At 69.7% G+C, this 16717-nt stretch carries 15 protein-coding genes; 10 read left to right on the forward strand and 5 right to left on the reverse strand.

Annotated elements, in window-relative coordinates:
• Positions 1-47: 47 nt before the first annotated feature.
• Positions 48-977 carry a bile acid:sodium symporter family protein gene (locus tag AC5Y5E_RS27925; RefSeq protein WP_499906898.1) on the forward strand — a complete coding sequence of 310 codons (930 nt, stop codon included), beginning with the start codon at positions 48-50 and terminating at the stop codon, positions 975-977.
• Here the strand turns inward: AC5Y5E_RS27925 and AC5Y5E_RS27930 are convergent.
• Positions 974-1585 (reverse strand): DNA-3-methyladenine glycosylase, encoded by a 612-nt coding sequence (locus AC5Y5E_RS27930; RefSeq protein ID WP_499906828.1) that lies wholly within the window; start codon positions 1583-1585, stop codon positions 974-976. The two genes, AC5Y5E_RS27925 and AC5Y5E_RS27930, sit on opposite strands and share 4 nt — an antisense overlap.
• A gap of 69 nt (positions 1586-1654) precedes the next feature.
• On the opposite strand from AC5Y5E_RS27930, the gene AC5Y5E_RS27935 reads away from it, so the two are divergent.
• The gene (locus AC5Y5E_RS27935; RefSeq protein ID WP_499906830.1) at positions 1655-2929 is read left to right on the forward strand and encodes an ammonium transporter; all 1275 of its coding nucleotides are present in this window, start codon (positions 1655-1657) and stop codon (positions 2927-2929) included.
• On the opposite strand, the gene AC5Y5E_RS27940 is transcribed toward AC5Y5E_RS27935, so the two are convergent.
• Positions 2926-5166, reverse strand: a complete 2241-nt coding sequence (locus AC5Y5E_RS27940) for an NHL repeat-containing protein (protein ID WP_499906832.1) — start codon at positions 5164-5166, stop codon at positions 2926-2928. The two genes, AC5Y5E_RS27935 and AC5Y5E_RS27940, sit on opposite strands and share 4 nt — an antisense overlap.
• Before the next feature lie 252 nt (positions 5167-5418).
• On the opposite strand from AC5Y5E_RS27940, the gene AC5Y5E_RS27945 reads away from it, so the two are divergent.
• The 3 genes from AC5Y5E_RS27945 to AC5Y5E_RS27955 are packed head-to-tail and all read left to right on the forward strand — an operon-like array spanning position 5419 to position 7560.
• Entirely contained in the window at positions 5419-6183 is a 765-nt protein-coding gene (locus AC5Y5E_RS27945; protein WP_499906834.1) for an ABC transporter ATP-binding protein, read from the forward strand.
• Positions 6117-6935 (forward strand): ABC transporter permease, encoded by an 819-nt coding sequence (locus AC5Y5E_RS27950; protein ID WP_499906836.1) that lies wholly within the window; start codon positions 6117-6119, stop codon positions 6933-6935. The genes AC5Y5E_RS27945 and AC5Y5E_RS27950 overlap by 67 nt, the downstream gene beginning before the upstream one ends.
• A 1-nt stretch (position 6936) precedes the next feature.
• Entirely contained in the window at positions 6937-7560 is a 624-nt protein-coding gene (locus AC5Y5E_RS27955) for a TetR/AcrR family transcriptional regulator (RefSeq protein WP_499906838.1), read from the forward strand.
• Here the strand turns inward: AC5Y5E_RS27955 and AC5Y5E_RS27960 are convergent.
• The 3 genes from AC5Y5E_RS27960 to AC5Y5E_RS27970 all read right to left on the reverse strand — a co-directional run bounded on the left by AC5Y5E_RS27960 (position 7526) and on the right by AC5Y5E_RS27970 (position 11179).
• Positions 7526-7741, reverse strand: coding sequence for a Trm112 family protein (locus tag AC5Y5E_RS27960; RefSeq protein WP_499906840.1), 216 nt, complete (start codon positions 7739-7741; stop codon positions 7526-7528). The genes AC5Y5E_RS27955 and AC5Y5E_RS27960 overlap by 35 nt on opposite strands.
• Entirely contained in the window at positions 7741-10752 is a 3012-nt protein-coding gene (locus AC5Y5E_RS27965) for an acyl-CoA synthetase (protein ID WP_499906842.1), read from the reverse strand. Before AC5Y5E_RS27965 ends, AC5Y5E_RS27960 begins: the two co-directional genes overlap by 1 nt.
• A 94-nt stretch (positions 10753-10846) precedes the next feature.
• Complete coding sequence (locus AC5Y5E_RS27970; RefSeq protein ID WP_499906844.1) at positions 10847-11179, reverse strand: hypothetical protein; 333 nt, start codon at positions 11177-11179, stop codon at positions 10847-10849.
• A gap of 352 nt (positions 11180-11531) precedes the next feature.
• On the opposite strand from AC5Y5E_RS27970, the gene AC5Y5E_RS27975 reads away from it, so the two are divergent.
• The 5 genes from AC5Y5E_RS27975 (at position 11532) to AC5Y5E_RS27995 (ending at position 16713) form a co-directional block, all read left to right on the forward strand.
• Positions 11532-13322, forward strand: a complete 1791-nt coding sequence (locus tag AC5Y5E_RS27975) for a glycoside hydrolase family 15 protein (protein ID WP_499906846.1) — start codon at positions 11532-11534, stop codon at positions 13320-13322.
• A 19-nt stretch (positions 13323-13341) separates the two neighbouring features.
• Complete coding sequence (locus tag AC5Y5E_RS27980) at positions 13342-14346, forward strand: SDR family oxidoreductase (RefSeq protein WP_499906848.1); 1005 nt, start codon at positions 13342-13344, stop codon at positions 14344-14346.
• Positions 14343-14786 (forward strand): hypothetical protein, encoded by a 444-nt coding sequence (locus AC5Y5E_RS27985; RefSeq protein ID WP_499906849.1) that lies wholly within the window; start codon positions 14343-14345, stop codon positions 14784-14786. The genes AC5Y5E_RS27980 and AC5Y5E_RS27985 overlap by 4 nt, the downstream gene beginning before the upstream one ends.
• A gap of 8 nt (positions 14787-14794) precedes the next feature.
• A complete protein-coding gene (locus tag AC5Y5E_RS27990; RefSeq protein WP_499906851.1) occupies positions 14795-15907 on the forward strand; it encodes an enolase C-terminal domain-like protein in 1113 nt (370 codons plus the stop codon).
• A gap of 92 nt (positions 15908-15999) precedes the next feature.
• Positions 16000-16713: a PAS and ANTAR domain-containing protein gene (locus AC5Y5E_RS27995; RefSeq protein WP_499906853.1), complete on the forward strand. Its 714-nt coding sequence runs from the start codon at positions 16000-16002 to the stop codon at positions 16711-16713.
• Positions 16714-16717 lie beyond the last annotated feature (4 nt).

Here is a 16717-nt window from a genome sequence, read left to right on the forward strand (position 1 = left end):
CGATTCGCTCCTGCGCGGCTATATAAGGCAAGCTAACTACGCGGCGCATCGCCGCGCCATCGCTTTCCCCCGTACGCGCACCAACCACGCGGAGCGTCATGGACAACCGATACTGGCCGTTGGTCGTCGCGATCATCATGCTCGCCCTCGGGCTGACGCTCACCGTCGCCGACTTCAAGCGGGCCACCACCATGCGCAAACCGCTCGCGGTTGCGCTCCTGTGTCAGTCGCTGCTGCTGCCGACCCTGTGCCTGGTGATCGCCGAGGCGTTCCATCTCGAACCGCACCTGGCGGTCGGGCTGATGCTGATGTCCGCGACCCCCGGCGGGACGATGTCGAACATCCTCAGCCACCTGTTCAACGGCGATCTGGCACTAAACCTCACCCTGACCGCAATCAACGCCGTGCTGTCGATCGTCGCCCTGCCCGCGATCCTGGCGGTGTCGATGACGTGGTTCCTCGGCGAGGGCCGGTTCCTCCCGCTCCAGCTGGACAAGTTCCTGGCGGTGATCGGCCTGGTGCTGGTGCCCATCGCGATCGGCGTCGCCATCCGCCACCGCTTCCCCGAGCTGGCCCGGCGCATGCAGAAGCCGGTCCGCGTCTTGGCGCTCACGCTGCTGGTGCTCGCCATCGTCGCGGCCATCGCCGGCGGGCGAACCACGCTCTGGCACAACATCGGCCTGCTCAGCGGTGCCGTCGTGGTGTTCTGCGCCGTCAGCCTGACGGTCGGCTACCTCGCGCCGCGCCTGATGCGGCTGGCCCCGCGGCAGGCCGTCGCCGTCAGCCTGGAGGTCGGCATGCACAACGCCGTCGTCGCGATGGGCATTGCGCTGAGCCCGCAGTTGCTGAACAGCGCCGTAATGGCCACGCCGGCCGCGGTATACAGCGCCGTCGCGCCGCTGCTGGCCGTGACGTTCGTGCTCGTCGCGCGCCGCGTGGACCCCGCGTTTCGCGTGGCCTCCCCCGCCGCGGTCTAGTCACTGGTCCCGGGCGCGGGTGCCCGGGGGCTGCGCCGGTACGCCGATACCTCCGGCCTTCCGGGGAGCCACAGCCGCCACGGCCGGTCGGCGGCCTGGCTGACACCGACGCGGGGGCCCGACGTGGCGGTCAGCGGGGCGTTCAGTTCCAGGGTCACCGGGCCGTCGGGATCAGATAGGTCAATTCCGTTGTCGTCCATGGTGATTCCCAGCGCCGAGCACAGATTCCCCGGACCGCGCGCCAGCGCCGCGGTGCGGACCAGCTCGCCGCGGCGGGCGCGCGCGACGTCGACGCCGTCCTCGAGGGCCGCGGCGCGCAGCAGGACGGCCGCCGCGGTGCCGTCCGGCCCGCACGAGACGTTGGCGCAGACGTGGATCCCGTGGCTGCGGTACGTGTAGAGCCGCCCGGGCGGGCCGAACATCACGGCGTTGCGGCCGGACAGGCCGCGGTAGGAGTGGGCCGCGGTGTCGGGCCAGGGGCCGTCGGGAACCCCGCCGTAGGCCTCCACTTCGACGACGACGGCCCGCACGCCCCTGCCGGTGAGGGTGGCGCCCAGCAGCCGATGCGCGGCGGCGACCGGATCCACCGACAGCTCCCCTGCGACCACCCACCGAACCTACCGACACGCCCGACATGGCAATATCCCGGCCGAAATCGTGTCGAAGGAGACCGAACAATGCATGCGATCGACCCCGCTGCGACGGCGTGGCTGCTGGCCAGCACCGCGTTAGTGCTGCTGATGACCCCCGGCCTGGCGATCTTCTACGGCGGCATGGTCCGCACCACCGGCGTGCTCAACATGATCATGATGAGCTTCATCTCCATCCCGCTGGTCACGGTGGCGTGGCTGTTGCTCGGCTACACCGTCGCGTTCTCCCCGGACGGGGCGCACGGGCTGGTGGGAAACCTCGATCATCTCGGGATGCTCGGCATCGGCCCCGAAACCGTCCACGGGGCGGTCCCCGAATTGCTGTACGCCACCTTCCAGCTGGCGTTCGCGATCATCACGGCCGCGCTGGTCAGCGGCGCGATTGCGGACCGCGCGAGGTTCGCAGCCTGGATGGCGTTCGCCACGGTCTGGACAATCGTCGTGTATTCGGTTGTCGCGCATTGGGTTTGGGGACCCGGTGGCTGGCTGGCGAAGCTGGGCGTGCTCGACTACGCCGGCGGGCTGGTCGTCGAGATCGTGTCCGGTTCGTCCGCACTGGCCCTGGCGCTGGTGCTCGGGCCCCGCATCGGCTTCAAGAAGGACGCCATGCGGCCGCACAACCTGCCGTTCGTCCTGCTCGGGGTCGGGCTGCTGTGGTTCGGCTGGTTCGGGTTCAACGCTGGATCGGCGTTGGCCGCCAACGCAACCGCCGCGGCCATCTTCCTCAACACGCTCGTCGCCGGGTGCCTCGGCATGCTCGGCTGGCTGACGGTGGAACGGATCCGCGACGGCAGGCCCACGACGTTCGGGGCGGCGTCCGGTGTGGTCGCCGGCCTCGTCGCCATCACACCCTCGTGCGGAACCGTCAACACGCTCGGCGCGGCGGTCGTCGGCCTCGCGGCCGGTGTCGTGTGCTCATTCGCGGTGGCGGCGAAATTCCGTTTCAACTACGACGATTCGCTCGACGTGGTGGGTGTGCACTTCGTCGGCGGCGTGGTCGGCGTGTCGTTGATCGGCCTGCTCGCGACGGCGGTCATGACGTCCGGCCCGCAGGGCCTGTTCTACGGTGGCGGCTTCGCCCAGCTGGGCAAGCAGGCGCTTGCGATCGTCGTGGTGGCGCTCTACGCGTTCACGGCGTCATTCGTGCTCGCGAAGGTCATCGACCGGGTGATGGGGTTCAGGCTCAGCCCCGAAGACGAGACAACCGGCGTCGACCTCACCCAGCACGCCGAGACGGCCTATGCCGAAGGCGTGCACGGACATCAGCCGCTGCGTCGCCCGGGGGCTGGATCGGTCGGCTAGCCCACGGGCAGCTTGAGCACGAGACCGTGAGCGTCATCCGGTCCCATCGGCCATATGCCGAACCAAGATCCACCTCCCACGGCGCGGGAGCCCACATGATCGGTGACGTAGACGTTGGTGCCGCTGGGGTCCACCGCGAGGCCCATGGGGTCCACGAAAGGGGGCGTCCCTTGCAGCGGAGTCCAGTTGTCCGCCCCGGGCGCCAACTTCAGCACGGTTCTGGACGTGATCATGTACACGTTGCCGGAGGCGTCCACCGCGAGATCCTGCTCGCCGGTGCTGAAAGTGTTGCCGGAGTTGTCGCGTGCTTGCGGCAATGCGGTCCAGGTGTTCGACCCGGGCGCCAGCCTCATCACGCAACTGCGGCTGCTTCGTCCGTGGCTGCAGCTGACGTAGACGTTGCCGGTCGTGTCCGCGGCCACGTCACCGGTAAAACTGTGTTGGTCGAGCTTCGGCAGTATGGTCTCGGTGCGCGACCCGGCCGCCAGCTTCTCGACCTGACCGTCGGAGTAGTTGACGACGTACACGGTGCCGACCGCGTCCACCGCGACACCGTGGGGAGATCGCAGGGTCCTGAACGGCAGCGAGGTCTGGGTGCCCGACCGGGCCTCCAACTTCACCACCCGACCGTTGCCTGAGTCGGCGACGTAGACGTTGCCGGCGGCGTCCACCGCCACGCCGGCGGTGGAACCGTCGATGACGCCGTCGTCGAAGAGGTCGAGGCCGGTGAATGGCAGCACCGTTTGGGTGTTCGACCCGGGCGCCAGTTTGAGCACCTGATTGGTGCGCGTCTCGGCGACGTAGACGTTGCCGGCGGGGTCCACGGCCACACCGTGCGGAAGGCGCAGGCCGGTGAACGGCAGCGCAAACGGCCGTTCCTGGTCCGCCTTCAGCTGATCTTCTTTGTTCTGATGACCGCTGTTTATGTTGCCGGCCAGAATCATCATCGCGGGGGCCACGACGAACATGATCGCGGCGATGATGACGCCATAGATCCAGAGCTTGCGTTTGGGACGGGCCAGCGGGGCCGCGACCGACGCCGGGGCCGCGCCGGCCCTGGCCCTGTCCTCCAGTTGCGAAGCCAAGCCGAATTTCTCGACGAGCGTCAGCCAATCCGCGTCCGAGACAACAAACTCCGCTTCATCCGCCGGAGTCACGGTGCCGCGCCAAGCGAACCGGTAGGTCAGCTTGGTCATGCCGCTCCAACGGGCCTGCGGGGGGCCGGCATAGTCGGGACACGCGATGGTCAGTGGTTGCGAATTGCCCACTCGCACAACCAGAACGGCGGTTGTCAGCGCGCCCACGTAGGGGGCCGAACGGGTGCTCGCGACCGGCGTCGCGATCACCTGCGCAAGCGGGGCCGAGGCGACGCGCGCGTTGCTCGTCAGGTCGGTGACCGAAATCCCGTCGTCGCCGACGTCGATGGCCAGCGTCGGCTGCGGCGGGTTGGCGTTCATCCTCAGCGCCGTTGCGGTGTTTTTGAACATCCCGAAGAACGACGTCGAGTACATCCGCGCGGGGTTCGGCGTGAGCGGGCAGCGAATCGGCTGCCCCGATACCGTTGCGCGCGCATCGAGCCCGCGCGGGCGGCCGACCGTGGTGAGAAGGTCATCGAACTCCTCGGGCCACATCGTCGCGTCCACGCTGTCCACCGGCGCTGCGTCCAATGGTGGTTCGGGAGCCACGCGATGATCTTGTCCGCCGATGACAAAGCGGTCGCGGCCGCTTCGCAGGTGCAGCGCCGTGCCTTTCGCCGTGCCGCCATACCCCGCGAGGGTCCACGCGCCCAGCTGCGCATCGCCGAACGAAAAGAACTCCCCCGGCCGTGAACTGACGGTCAGGCCGCCGCTGCCGACGTCGACGAGGACCGTCTTCTTCCGATTCATCCGCCGCTGGAACAGGCCGAAGGCCGGCATGGCGAGCAGCAAGAATCCGAGGAACACCACGAAGCCGCCGACCTTCATCACGTTGTCCGCGCCCACGATGGCGCCAACCAGAAACAGCGCCATATAGATCAGGCCGAGCGCCGCCATGCCTCCGAACATGACCAGATAGGTGTACTTCATCATCTGCTTGGTGCTGGGCGGGGTGGCGGCTGCCTCGAAACGGCGCGACGGACCCGGGTCGTGCGCGGTAGCCGGAGGCGCTTCGGCGCCGCGGGTCCGCTCGGCAAGCTGATGCTCCAGATCGGCGATGCGTTTCTCCGGATCGCCGTGATCCGTCAGCAACTTGCCCATGGCGGTTCCTTTCCGCGGCCCGACGGCCGGACGTTAGCGCCGGCCCGTTGCGAAATTCTTGTGTCTGCTTTCGCTACCGATCCCAGGGTCCAAACTGCGCAGGCAAATCGTCCCACCGCGAGGTGGAGAAGTTAAGCGGCGCCACCGAGCGTGCAATCCACGACGGCACGGCGGCGTGTCGCGTCGTGGATTGCACGTTCGGCGGCGAAGCCGGCCTTGACATCGACCCATCAGGAGCGGAGTATTCATCACGTGATGAGTTCATCGAGTGATGAATTATTGGCGAAGGGCCACGCCCCCGCGGTCAACATCGAGCATCTGCGCGTCGTCCGCGGTAAACGCCCCGCGCTGCACGACTTTTCGGTGACGATCGCCAAGGGCACGATCACCGGGCTGCTCGGGCCGTCCGGCTGCGGCAAGACCACCCTGATGCGCTGCATCGTCGGCACCCAGATCGTCAAGTCGGGCACCGTCACGGTGCTGGGCCGCCCGGCCGGTAGCCCGGCCCTGCGCCGCCGCGTCGGATACATGCCGCAGGACCCGACCATCTACAACGATCTGCGGATCGTGGACAACGTCCGCTACTTCGCCGCGTTGTACGGCTTCGACAACCGCGCCGCCGACGCGGCCATCGAGCGGGTCGGGTTGACCGACCATCGAACCGCCTTCTGCGGCAACCTGTCCGGCGGCCAGCGCACCCGCGCGTCGCTGGCGTGCGCGCTGGTCTGCCGGCCAGAGCTGCTCGTGCTGGACGAGCCGACCGTGGGCCTGGACCCCGTGCTGCGCGTCGACCTGTGGGAGCAGTTCACCGAGCTCGCCCGCACCGGCACCACCCTGCTGGTCTCGAGCCACGTGATGGACGAGGCCGACCACTGCGGCGACCTCTTGCTGATGCGCGAGGGCCACCTCGTCGCGCACACCACCCCGACCCGACTACGAGAGGACACCGGATGTCCGTCACTGGAGGACGCGTTTCTGTCCATCATCAGGCGCAGCACGAAGCTCCAGGCCGGTTAGGGCTCAAGGGCTACGCGGCCACCACGACGCGCATCCTGCGCCAGCTGGCCGCCGATCACCGCAGCGTCGCGCTGATCCTGTTCGTGCCGATCCTGGTCATCACGCTGATGTACTTCATGTTCGAGAACGCCCCGCACCGGCCGGGCATGCCGTCACCGTTCAACAACGCCTGCCTGATCCTGCTGGGCCTGTTCCCGCTCTTCGTGATGTTCATCATCACCTCGATCACCATGCAGCGCGAACGGGCCTCCGGGACACTGGAGCGCATCCTGACCACTCCCCTGCGCCGGCTCGACATGCTGATCGCCTATGGCACCGCGTTCTCGATCGCCGCGGCGGTGCAAGCGATCCTGGCCTGCATCGTGTCGTTTTGGTTGCTCGGCTTCGACACCGCGGGCAGCCCGGTGTGGGTGTTCGTGATCGCGATCGTCAACGCGGTGCTGGGCGTGGGACTGGGCCTGCTGTGTAGCGCCTTCGCGCGCACCGAGTTTCAGGCCGTGCAATTCATCCCGCTGGTGATGGTCCCCCAATTCCTGCTGGCCGGCATCATCGTGCCGCGCGCGTTGATGGCGCACTGGCTGCAGTGGATCAGCAATGTGTTGCCGGCGAGCTACGCGCTCGAGGCGCTGCAGCAGGTGGGCGCGCACAGCGAACTGACCTTCATCGCGGTGCGCGACATCGTCGTCGTGATGGGTTTCGCGCTCGCGGCGCTGTGCCTGGCGGCGGCGACGCTGCGGCGGCGGACAAGCTAGGGTGACGGCCACCAACACCGGGCGCAGACGCCCGGGGCGGCCGGCGGGTGGCTCGGACACCCGCGATCGGATCCTCGCCAGTGCCCGGGAGTTGTTCGCGCGCAACGGGATCCGCAACACGTCGATTCGCGCGGTGGCGGCGCTCGCCGGCGTCGATTCGGCGTTGGTGCATCACTACTTCGGCACCAAGGAGAAGCTGTTCGCCGCGGCCGTGCACATCCCGATCGACCCGATGGACGTCATCGGCCGGTTGAAAGAGGTGCCGATCGAAGAGCTCGGCTACACGCTGCCGTCAATGTTGTTGCAGCTGTGGGACTCCGAGATCGGTGCGGCGTTCATCGCCACGCTGCGGTCGATCCTGGCCGGCTCGGAGGTCAACCTCTTCCGCTCATTCATCCAGGACGTGATCGCCGTGGAGATGGGCCCGCGCGTCGACGACCCGCCCGGCACCGGTCACATCCGCATCCAGTTCGTCGCGTCGCAGTTGGTGGGCGTGGTGATGGCGCGCTACATCCTCGGATTCGAGCCGTTCGCGTCGCTGCCCGCCGATCAGATCGCGCGGACCATGGCGCCGAACCTGCAGCGCTACCTCACCGGGGAGCTGACGGACGGGCTCGTGCCATGAGCCGTTCGTGCTCGTCGTCGTCGACGTCGCTGGCCTCGTCGATCAGCAGCACCGGGATGCCGTCCTCGATGCGGTAGGCGCGCCGCAGCCGCGGGTTGTAGAGCAGTTCATCGCCTATGAGCACCAACGGACCCCGGTCGGCCGGGCACACCAGGATGCTGAGCAGGACGTCGTCGAGCATCACTGGGCGCCGCTCAGCGCGGACCGCGCCCCGGGAGTCAGCTTGCGGAACTCGTTGCTGTTCGCGTCGAAATACCACGCCTGGCGTCCCGACTTGGGGATGCCGGCCGCGCGCAGGGCGCTGACGGTGGGCCGGTAGGTGGCGCTCAGCGTCATCTCGGGGCACACCTGCACGATGTCGGGCCCCACCCCGATGGGGACTTTCGCGACGGCCTCGGTCAGGTCGGCCGCGGTGATGCTGGCCCCGGGCAGCAGCGTCACCGCCGCGACCGCCAGCTGGCGGTCGCCCATCGGCACGTTGTAGGTCACCGCGAGGTCCACGCCGTTGATGCAGCTCAGCGCGTCGGTGACCGGTTCGGCGAACACCGGCCCGCGCGCGGTGTGGACGACCGAGCCGCGCCTGCCGGCCAGCCAATAGTCGCCGTCCCCGTCGCGGTAGAACAGGTACTCGGTGGAGATCCAGGTGTCGGACGGCGCGAAGACCCCGCGCTTGACCGACGCGCTGGGGTCGATGGGCCCGCGGGACTGGGCAAGCAGCACCCCGACCTGGACGGGCTCGGCGACCTGCACGAAGCCTCGGTCGTCCTCGAGGATCAGGTCGTGTTCGGCGTCGTAGGCCGCGAGCTCGACGCGCCCCACGCCGGGAAGCGGGCGGCCCTTGCTGCCGATCTTCGCCCCGGACACGTTGGCCAGCACGGCCTGTCCGTCGGTGGTGGCGAAGAATTCGACGACGTTGGCGGGCGAGAACGCGTCGAGCACCCGCTCCCACAAACCGGTCGGCATGCCCGAGCCGATGAACAGGCGCACCGGATGGTTGCCGTGCAGCACGAAGGCGGGATCGTCGACGACGTCGCGCAGCATCGCCCAGGTGTAGGACACCACCGTGACGCCGTACTGGCGGATTTCCTGGACGAACCGCTTCGGGTCCAGCCCGCGCGACAGCGCGATCCGGGTGCCGCCGACCACCGCGCCACCCAGGCTGACCAGCAGGGCGGACTCGTGGTGCAGCGGCGTCAGGCAATACACGGTGTCGCGGCGGTCCATGGCGGCCGTGGAGGCGGTCCCGAAGGCCGACACCGCCCAGCGGTAGTTGGTGATCTGCTTGGCCACCAACTCGCCGCCGGCCGCGGTGAACGCGATGAACGCCAGGTCGCGGGCCAATCCGGGGTTGGGCCGGTACCAGGCCGGCAGCGCGACCGCGTCCGGATCGATCTGCTCCATGTCGATGACGTCGGAGTCGTGCGGCAGGTGCAGGTCGCGCGTCTCGCCCCCACCGAGCACCAGGATCTGCCCCGGCAGGTCGCGCGCGGCGTCGAGGTTGGTCGGGTCGGTGAGGATCTCGCTGACGCCGCCGAGTCGCACCGATGCGGCCAGGTCGGCGTCGGGCCGCATCACCACCGCGACGGCGCCCAGCCGCGACAGTGCCGCGATGGCGACCAGCGCGCTGGGGCGGGTCTCCATCAGCACGCCGACGCGGTCGCCCTGCCGCACCCCGACCTCGATCAGGCCGCGGACGACGTTGTTGACCCGCCGGTTCACGGCCTCGTAGGTGTGTACGCGCCCGTCGAACAAGAGGAACTCGCCCTGCGGGGCGTTCTGCGCCTGCTCCTCGATGATGCGGCCCAGCGAGATGCGGGTGTGGTCGTTGATCTGTCCGAGCCGGACCAGCCGCGGCAGCGTGCGGGCGGTCTCGACGGCCAGGGTGCGCATGGACTTGTTGGCGGCGACGACCGTGCCGGCCGCGCCGCGCACCGCCCCCAGCGCCGCCTCGGAGACCTCCCCGAGGCCGTGCGCAATCCGGGAACTCAGCGCGACACCGCTGTCGGTGTGTTCGACCGGCTGATCGGCCATCAGGTCGATGCCGCTCGGCTTGTCCCCGCCCGTCGACAGCCAGCGGACCCATTCGGCGACGGTGGGCCAGCTCTCCCGCGCCGCGCGGGACCCGACGACCAGGCCGAAATGGCCTGTGCGGACCAGGCGTTCGTAGACCTCGGCGTTCGGCGCCGCCCGGCGGATGCCGCGCACCGAGGCGGGCTGCCCGATGTCGTCCACCTCGCCGACGAAGGCCAGCACCGGGCAGGTGATGTCGGTGAGCGTGACCATCTGGCCGTTGATCGCGAAGCCGCCGGTCATCATGCGGTTGTGCGCGATGAACTGTTTGAGCAGTTCGGAGATCGCCGGGCCCGACCACGCGATCCAGCCCTCGCGCTCGAGAAACCTGCGCTGTTGTTCGCGCGGCAGCAGCGCCTCGCGGTCGTGCAGCTGGCGCACGAAGTCCACCCGGGCCTTGGCCGTCTTGAGTGGGTCCATCAACTGAAAACCCGTGCGCGCCATCCAGCTCGGGATGGCCAGCCGGCTGAAGACATGGTCGGCCATGAAGTTGGCGGCGGGTGCGGCGAAGTTTGCCGGGATGCCCATCGGCAGGGCGGCCAGGGTGTCCACCGGCGACCCGAACGCCACGATGCTGGCGAGGGATTTCGAACGACGGTAGGCGGCGACCTGATAGCACCACATGCCGCCCTGCGAGTACCCGACCAGGTGCACGTCACTGCCGGTGGCGTCCTTGACCGTGTCGATGGCCTGGCTGAGCGCGACGATGTGGTCGGCCAGGTTGCGGCGCATGCCGCCCTCGACCTTGTCCGGCGACCCGAAGTCGATGACCCAGCAATCCAGCCCGGCGGCGTGCAGGATCCCCACCGCGCCGTCTTCCTTCGTGACATCCCACATGTCCGCGGACATCATCATCGGGTGGACCATCAGCACGGGCGGGCCGACCGGCGGCTGCCCCGGCCGGCTGTCCGGCGGGAAATACCGACGCAGCTTGTACATCGGCACGCTCTCGACGATCTGGGACGGCGACGGCACCGTGCCGGTTTCCAGGCCCCCCAGCCGCAAGACCTCTAACCCGTTCTGTGCCGTGGCCACCAGACGCTCGACCGGGCGCGTGACCATCGAAAAATTGAGATCCACCGCCGCTCCCTGACTCTTGACAGCCCCGCCATCATGGCACATCAGCCCCCTCGGCTGTTGTGGTCAGCCTGTTTGCCGACGAGGGCCGCGCGCGGCGATGTCCGCGCCTAACCCCGGGTTGCCGCGCGCCGCAGCGTCAGTCGTCGGCGTCTCCGGCCCAGCCGCTCTCCGCCATGCGCCGCAGCCGCTCGGCCATCCGGCGATCCTCCCGCGCGTAATCGCGGTGGCGAGCCGCGTGTTGCCGGTATTCGTCCTTGGCGAGAACGCTGTGTTTGGCCGCTTCCTCGTAGGCCTTCGCGGTCCGTTCGTGGCTGTCCGCGGACTTGTCCATGCTGTGAGCCGCGGATCGCTGTGCCGAGCTCGCGTCCCGCCGCGCCCGTTCCGCTCGCTGCCCGCTGCGGAATGCTTCTTCGGCGCCCCACACCTTCAGATAAGGCTCGGCCTGAAGCCCATTATTTGCACTGCCCATCATCCGGTCCTTCCCAGAGGGAGAGGATTGACCCGGTTGGCGGAGTCGAAACGGGACCCGGAGGCCGCCCGCCGTCTCGACGGGCCGCGACGAGAAGTTGGCAGCGGCGAATTGCGTTGCGCCCCAACGCCGGTAACCGGAGCGACGTGAGCCCCGGCGCGGCCAAAATCCGATGGTTAACCCACCTTGAAACCGGGTACCTTTCCGAGGCGCAAGGGTCGCGACGCATGTGCGCGTGTCGTCGGGGCCGCCTCGGTTGAAAGACGCAGCTGGGCGCTCAACCCGTTCTCCGGGTACGGCGGACCGTGCTTGCTTTTTGGAGGTGGCTCGATGGTCAGGACTGCTGGGTTCCGTGGCTGAGCAGACGATCGACGTCGAGGCGGCCTTCCCGCCCCGGGTGTTGCGCGAATACGCGATGCTGGCCGACGGCGAACGCGGCGCGCTGATCGGACCGCAAGGCGACGTCGCATGGTTGTGCGCACCGCGGTGGGACTGCGACGCGGTGTTTTCCAACCTGATCGGTGGCGACGGGGTTTACGCGATCACCCCGACCGACGTGCGCAGTGTGTGGGGCGGCTACTACGAGCCGGGCACCTTGATCTGGCGCAGCCGTTGGATCACCCGCGACGCCATCATGGAGTGCCGGGAGGCGCTGGCCTTCCCCGGCGAACCCGACCGGGTGGTGCTGCTGCGGCGGCTGATCGGCTGCCGTGGGAAGTCGCGCCTGCGGGCGTTGCTGGCGCCGAGCGCCGGGTTCGGCCGCCACGGTCCCGGCCAGCTCCGCTGCGACGACGGGTTCTGGAGCGGGCGGTCGGGGCCGTTGCGGTGGCGGTGGTCGGGCGGCGCAGACGCGCGCACCCCGCGGTCGGCGCACGGCCGGGGCGAACTGCTGACCACCGAGATCACCCTCGACGAGGGCCGGCACCACGACCTGGTGCTGGAGCTCTCCGAACGCGCGCTCCCCGACCGGCCGCCCGACCCCGACATCGCCTGGGACGCCACGGCGGCCGCGTGGCACCGCAGCGTGCCCGGGCTGGACTGCACCATCGCGCCCCGCGACGCGCGCCACTCCTACGCCGTGCTGCGCGGGCTGACCAGCAGCGGGGGCGGCATGGTCGCCGCCGCCACGATGAGTCTGCCCGAACGGGCGCACACCAACCAGAACTACGACTACCGCTACGCCTGGATCCGCGACCAGGTGTACGCCGGCCTGGCCGCGGGCGCCGTCGGCGCGACCGAACTGTTCGACCAGGCGGTCGAGTTCGTCGGGGCCCGGCTGCTCGAGGACGGTCCGCACCTCAAACCCGCCTACACCGTCACCGGCGGTTCGGTGCCCGGCGAGGAGACCCTGGACCTGCCCGGCTACCCGGGCGGCGCCGACAAGGTCGGCAACCGGGTCAACCAGCAATTCCAGCTCGATGTCTTCGGCGAGGCACTGCAGCTGCTGGCCCGTGCGGCCAGCGCCGACCGGCTCGACGCCGAGGGTTGGCGCGCCGCCCAGACCGCCATCGCCGCGATCGAAAAGCGTTGGCGCGAACCGGATGCCGGTGTCTGGGAAATCGACGACGAGCGCTGGACGCAGTCCCGCCTGGCGTGCGTGGCCGGGCTGCGCGCCATCGCGAAGGCGGCCGGCGCGGGCCCCGAGGTCGCCGGCTCGGCTTCGCTGGCCGACGCGGTCCTCGCCGACACCGCGTCCAGCTGCGTGCACCCGCGCGGCTACTGGCAGCGCAGCCCGCGGCTGACCGGAGTCGACGCGTCGTTGTTGTTGCCGCCGGTGCGCGGCGCGGTGCCGGCCGACGACCCCCGCACCCGGGCGACGCTGGACGCCGTTCGCCGGGAACTGGCCCGCGACGGCTACGTCTACCGCTTCCGGCACGACGAGCGTGAGCTCGGCGACGCCGAGGGGGCGTTCCTGCTGTGCGGATTCATGATGGCGCTGGCCGAAGACCAGCTGCGCCACGCCGATTGCGCGATGCGCTGGTTCGAACGCAACCGCGCCGCCTGCGGCCCGCCGGGGTTGCTGTGCGAGGAATACGACGTCAGGCAGCGCCAGCTCCGCGGCAACCTGCCGCAGGCGTTCGCGCATGCCTTGCTGCTGGAATGCACGGCCACCCTGGCCGAGGCGGCCGTCCACCCCGACTGAACGAAAGGAGATTCGGACAATGACAGCGACTTCAAAAACAATCGTTATCACCGGGGCCAGCGCCGGCATCGGCCGCGCCACCGCCCAGCTGTTCGCGCGGCGCGGCGCGAACGTCGCCCTGCTCGCCCGTGGTGCCGCCGGGCTACAGGGCGCGGCGCGCGACGTCGAGGCCGGCGGCGGCAAGGCGCTGGCTATCCCGACCGACGTGGCCGACTATTCGGCCGTGGCCGCCGCGGCCGACGAGGCCGAATTGACGTTCGGGCCCATCGACACCTGGGTCAACGTCGCGTTCACCTCCGTCTTCGCGCCGTTCTGGGAGATCAGCGCCGCGGAATTCAAACGCGTCACCGAGGTGGCCTACCTCGGCTACGTGCACGGCACCATGGTGGCGCTGGCCAAGATGCGGCCGCGGGATCGCGGCACCGTCGTGCAGGTCGGCTCAGCGCTCAGCGAGCGGTCGATCCCGCTGCAGTCGGCCTATTGCGGCGCCAAGCACGCCGTCAACGGGTTCACCGAATCGGTGCGCTGCGAGCTGCTGCACGAGGGCTCCAACGTGAAGATCACCCTGGTGCAGATGCCCGCGGTCAACACCCCCCAGTTCTCCTGGGTGCTGTCCCGGCTGCCGCGCCATCCCCAGCCGGTGCCGCCGATCTATCAGCCGGAGGTCGCGGCGCGCGGCGTCGTCTATGCCGCCGATCACCCGGAGCGCAAACAGTATTGGGTCGGCGACAGCACCGCGGTCACGCTGATCGGGCAGAAGTTCCTCGCCCCGCTGCTGGATCGCTATCTCGGCCGCACCGGCTACGACTCGCAGCAGACCGAGGAGCGCACGAATGGCCAACGGCCGCATAATCTTTGGCAACCCGTCGATGAGGAGCCCGGCAGCGACCACGGCGCGCGCGGCGAGTTCGACGACCAGGCTCACGCACACAGCCCGGAGGCCTGGCTCTCCCGCCATCCCGTCGCCGGCGGCGCGCTGGGAGTCGGGCTGGGCGCGCTCCTGGCGCTGCGGCGGGCGCGATGACCGCCTGGGCGCGCACCGTCTACGGCTTAGTGCTCCTCGCCGCGCCGAGTCCGCTGCTGCGGCGGGCGTCCGGCAAGCCCGCGACCAGCCGGGAGCGAGCGGTGACCCGCATCCTGGGGGCGCGGCTGTTGACGCAGGCGGCGGTCACCGACGTTCGGCCCGACGCCGCGTGCCTGGCATTGGGTGCGGAGGTGGATTTCGTGCACGCCGTCTCGATGCTGGCCTGGGCTGCCATCGACCGCCGGTCGCGACGGCTGACGCTGCTCAGCGCCGCGGTCGCCGGGGTGTTCGCGGTAGCCGGGGCGGCCGAGGCCCGGCGCGCGCCCGCCCTCGCGGAGTCCCCGACCGACGATCGGCTCGCCGCGCTCGCCCGCCTTCGGCATCGGATCGCCGCGCCGATCGCCCGGCGCACCCTGCCCGCCGCCGTCCTGCCCACCTAGGGGGCGCCATGCCAACGCACCTGGACGCCTGCGTCGACGAGGTCACCGCGCAGGTGTACGAAATCCCCACCGATGCGCCGGAAGCCGACGGCACCCTGGCCTGGTCGTCGACCACGCTGATCGTCGCCGAGGTGGTCGCGGGCGGCCGGCGCGGGCTCGGCTACACCTACGCCGCCGGCGCCTGCCGCCAGCTGATCACCGGGCCGCTGGCCAGCGCGGTCAAGGGACACAGCGCCCTCGACATCGCCGGCGCGTGGGACTCGATGGTCCGGGCGGTCCGCAACAGCGGGCGGCCGGGCCTGGCGTCCTGCGCGATCTCGGCCGTCGACACCGCGCTGTGGGACCTCAAGGGCAAGCTGCTCGACATCCCCGTGTGCCGGCTGCTCGGCGTGGCGCATCCCGAGGTGCCGATCTACGGCAGCGGCGGCTTCACCACTTATGACGAACACGCCGCCCGCGCCCAGCTCGAGCGCTGGGTCGATGACTGGAAGATCCCGCGCGTCAAAATCAAGATCGGCGAGTCGTCGGGTTCCGACGAGCGCCGCGACCTGGATCGAATAGCCTTCGCGCGCAGCGTGATCGGGCCGGACACCGAACTCTACGTCGACGCCAACGGCGGCTACCGGCGCAAGCAGGCGATCCGGGTCGCCCACGCCATGGCCGACCACGACGTCACCTGGTTCGAGGAACCCGTGTCCTCCGACGACCTCGCCGGGCTTCGGGAGGTGCGCGACCAGGTGACGCCGGACGTCACCGCCGGCGAATACGGCTATGACCTCACGTACTTCCGCCGGATGCTGGCGGCCGATGCGGTCGACTGCCTGCAGATCGACGTCACCCGCTGCGGCGGCATCAGCGATTTCCTGCGCGCCGCGGCCGTCGCCGCCGCCTACCACGTCGACGTGTCGGGCCACTGCGCGCCCAACCTGCACGCCCACGTCGCCGCCGCGATTCCCAACCTGCGCCACCTGGAGTACTTCCACGACCACCACCGCATCGAGCACATGCTGTTCGACGGCGCCCTGTCCCCCGACGGCGGGGCGTTGCGGCCGGATCAGCAGCGGCCCGGGCTGGGCCTGGAGCTCAAACACGGCGACGCCGAGCCGTACCGGGTGAACTGACCGCGGGGATTTGGGCCGCCGCGGCATGCTTGAACGTGCCCGAAAACGGGCATCGATAAGGCAAAACCGCAGGAATTCCGGGGAGACGGGCGATGGCTGTGAACTTCGAAGACGACACCGGTCAGCGTCGCAATGGGCGGGACGGCAGCTCGCCGCCCGAAGCGGTGATGTCCGAGGTGGTACAGGACCGCGGGCTGGGCGCGCTCGACCTGGTGCTGGGCCTGGGCGAGCCGCAGCGGGTCGGCAGGTTCCGGTTCTTCCTGGACGGCCAGCGCTGGGAATGGTCGGATGCCGTCGCGCGCATGCACGGCTACGAGCCGGGGCAGGTCGAGCCCACCACCGAACTATTGCTGCAGCACAAGCACCCCGAGGACCGCGAGTGCGTCGCCGCCGTCCTGGACCGTGTCGTCAACGGCAAGCCGTTCAGCAGCCGGCACCGCATCATCGACAGCGCCGGGCACACCCGCTGCGTCGTCGTCGCGGGCGACCGGATGCTCGATGACACCGGCGCGCTGGTCGGCACGTCGGGGTTCTACGTCGACGTCACCGACTCGCTGCACTCCGACATCACCAACGTCCTGGAGGCGGTGGCCGACGCCCGCGCCCGGATCGAGCAGGCCAAGGGCGTGCTCATGAGCGCCTACGGCATCTCGGCGGATCGCGCGTTCGACATCCTGGCCTGGCGGTCGCAGGAAACCAACCTCAAGGTCCGCGACCTCGCCGCCCGCTTCCTGGAGGCCGTCGCCGGCAAGGCGTCGCCCGACACGCGGACCCACGTCGATCACGCGCTGCTGACCCTCGAATAATTGC

It is taken from the genome of Mycobacterium sp. NGS54 (assembly GCF_059812465.1).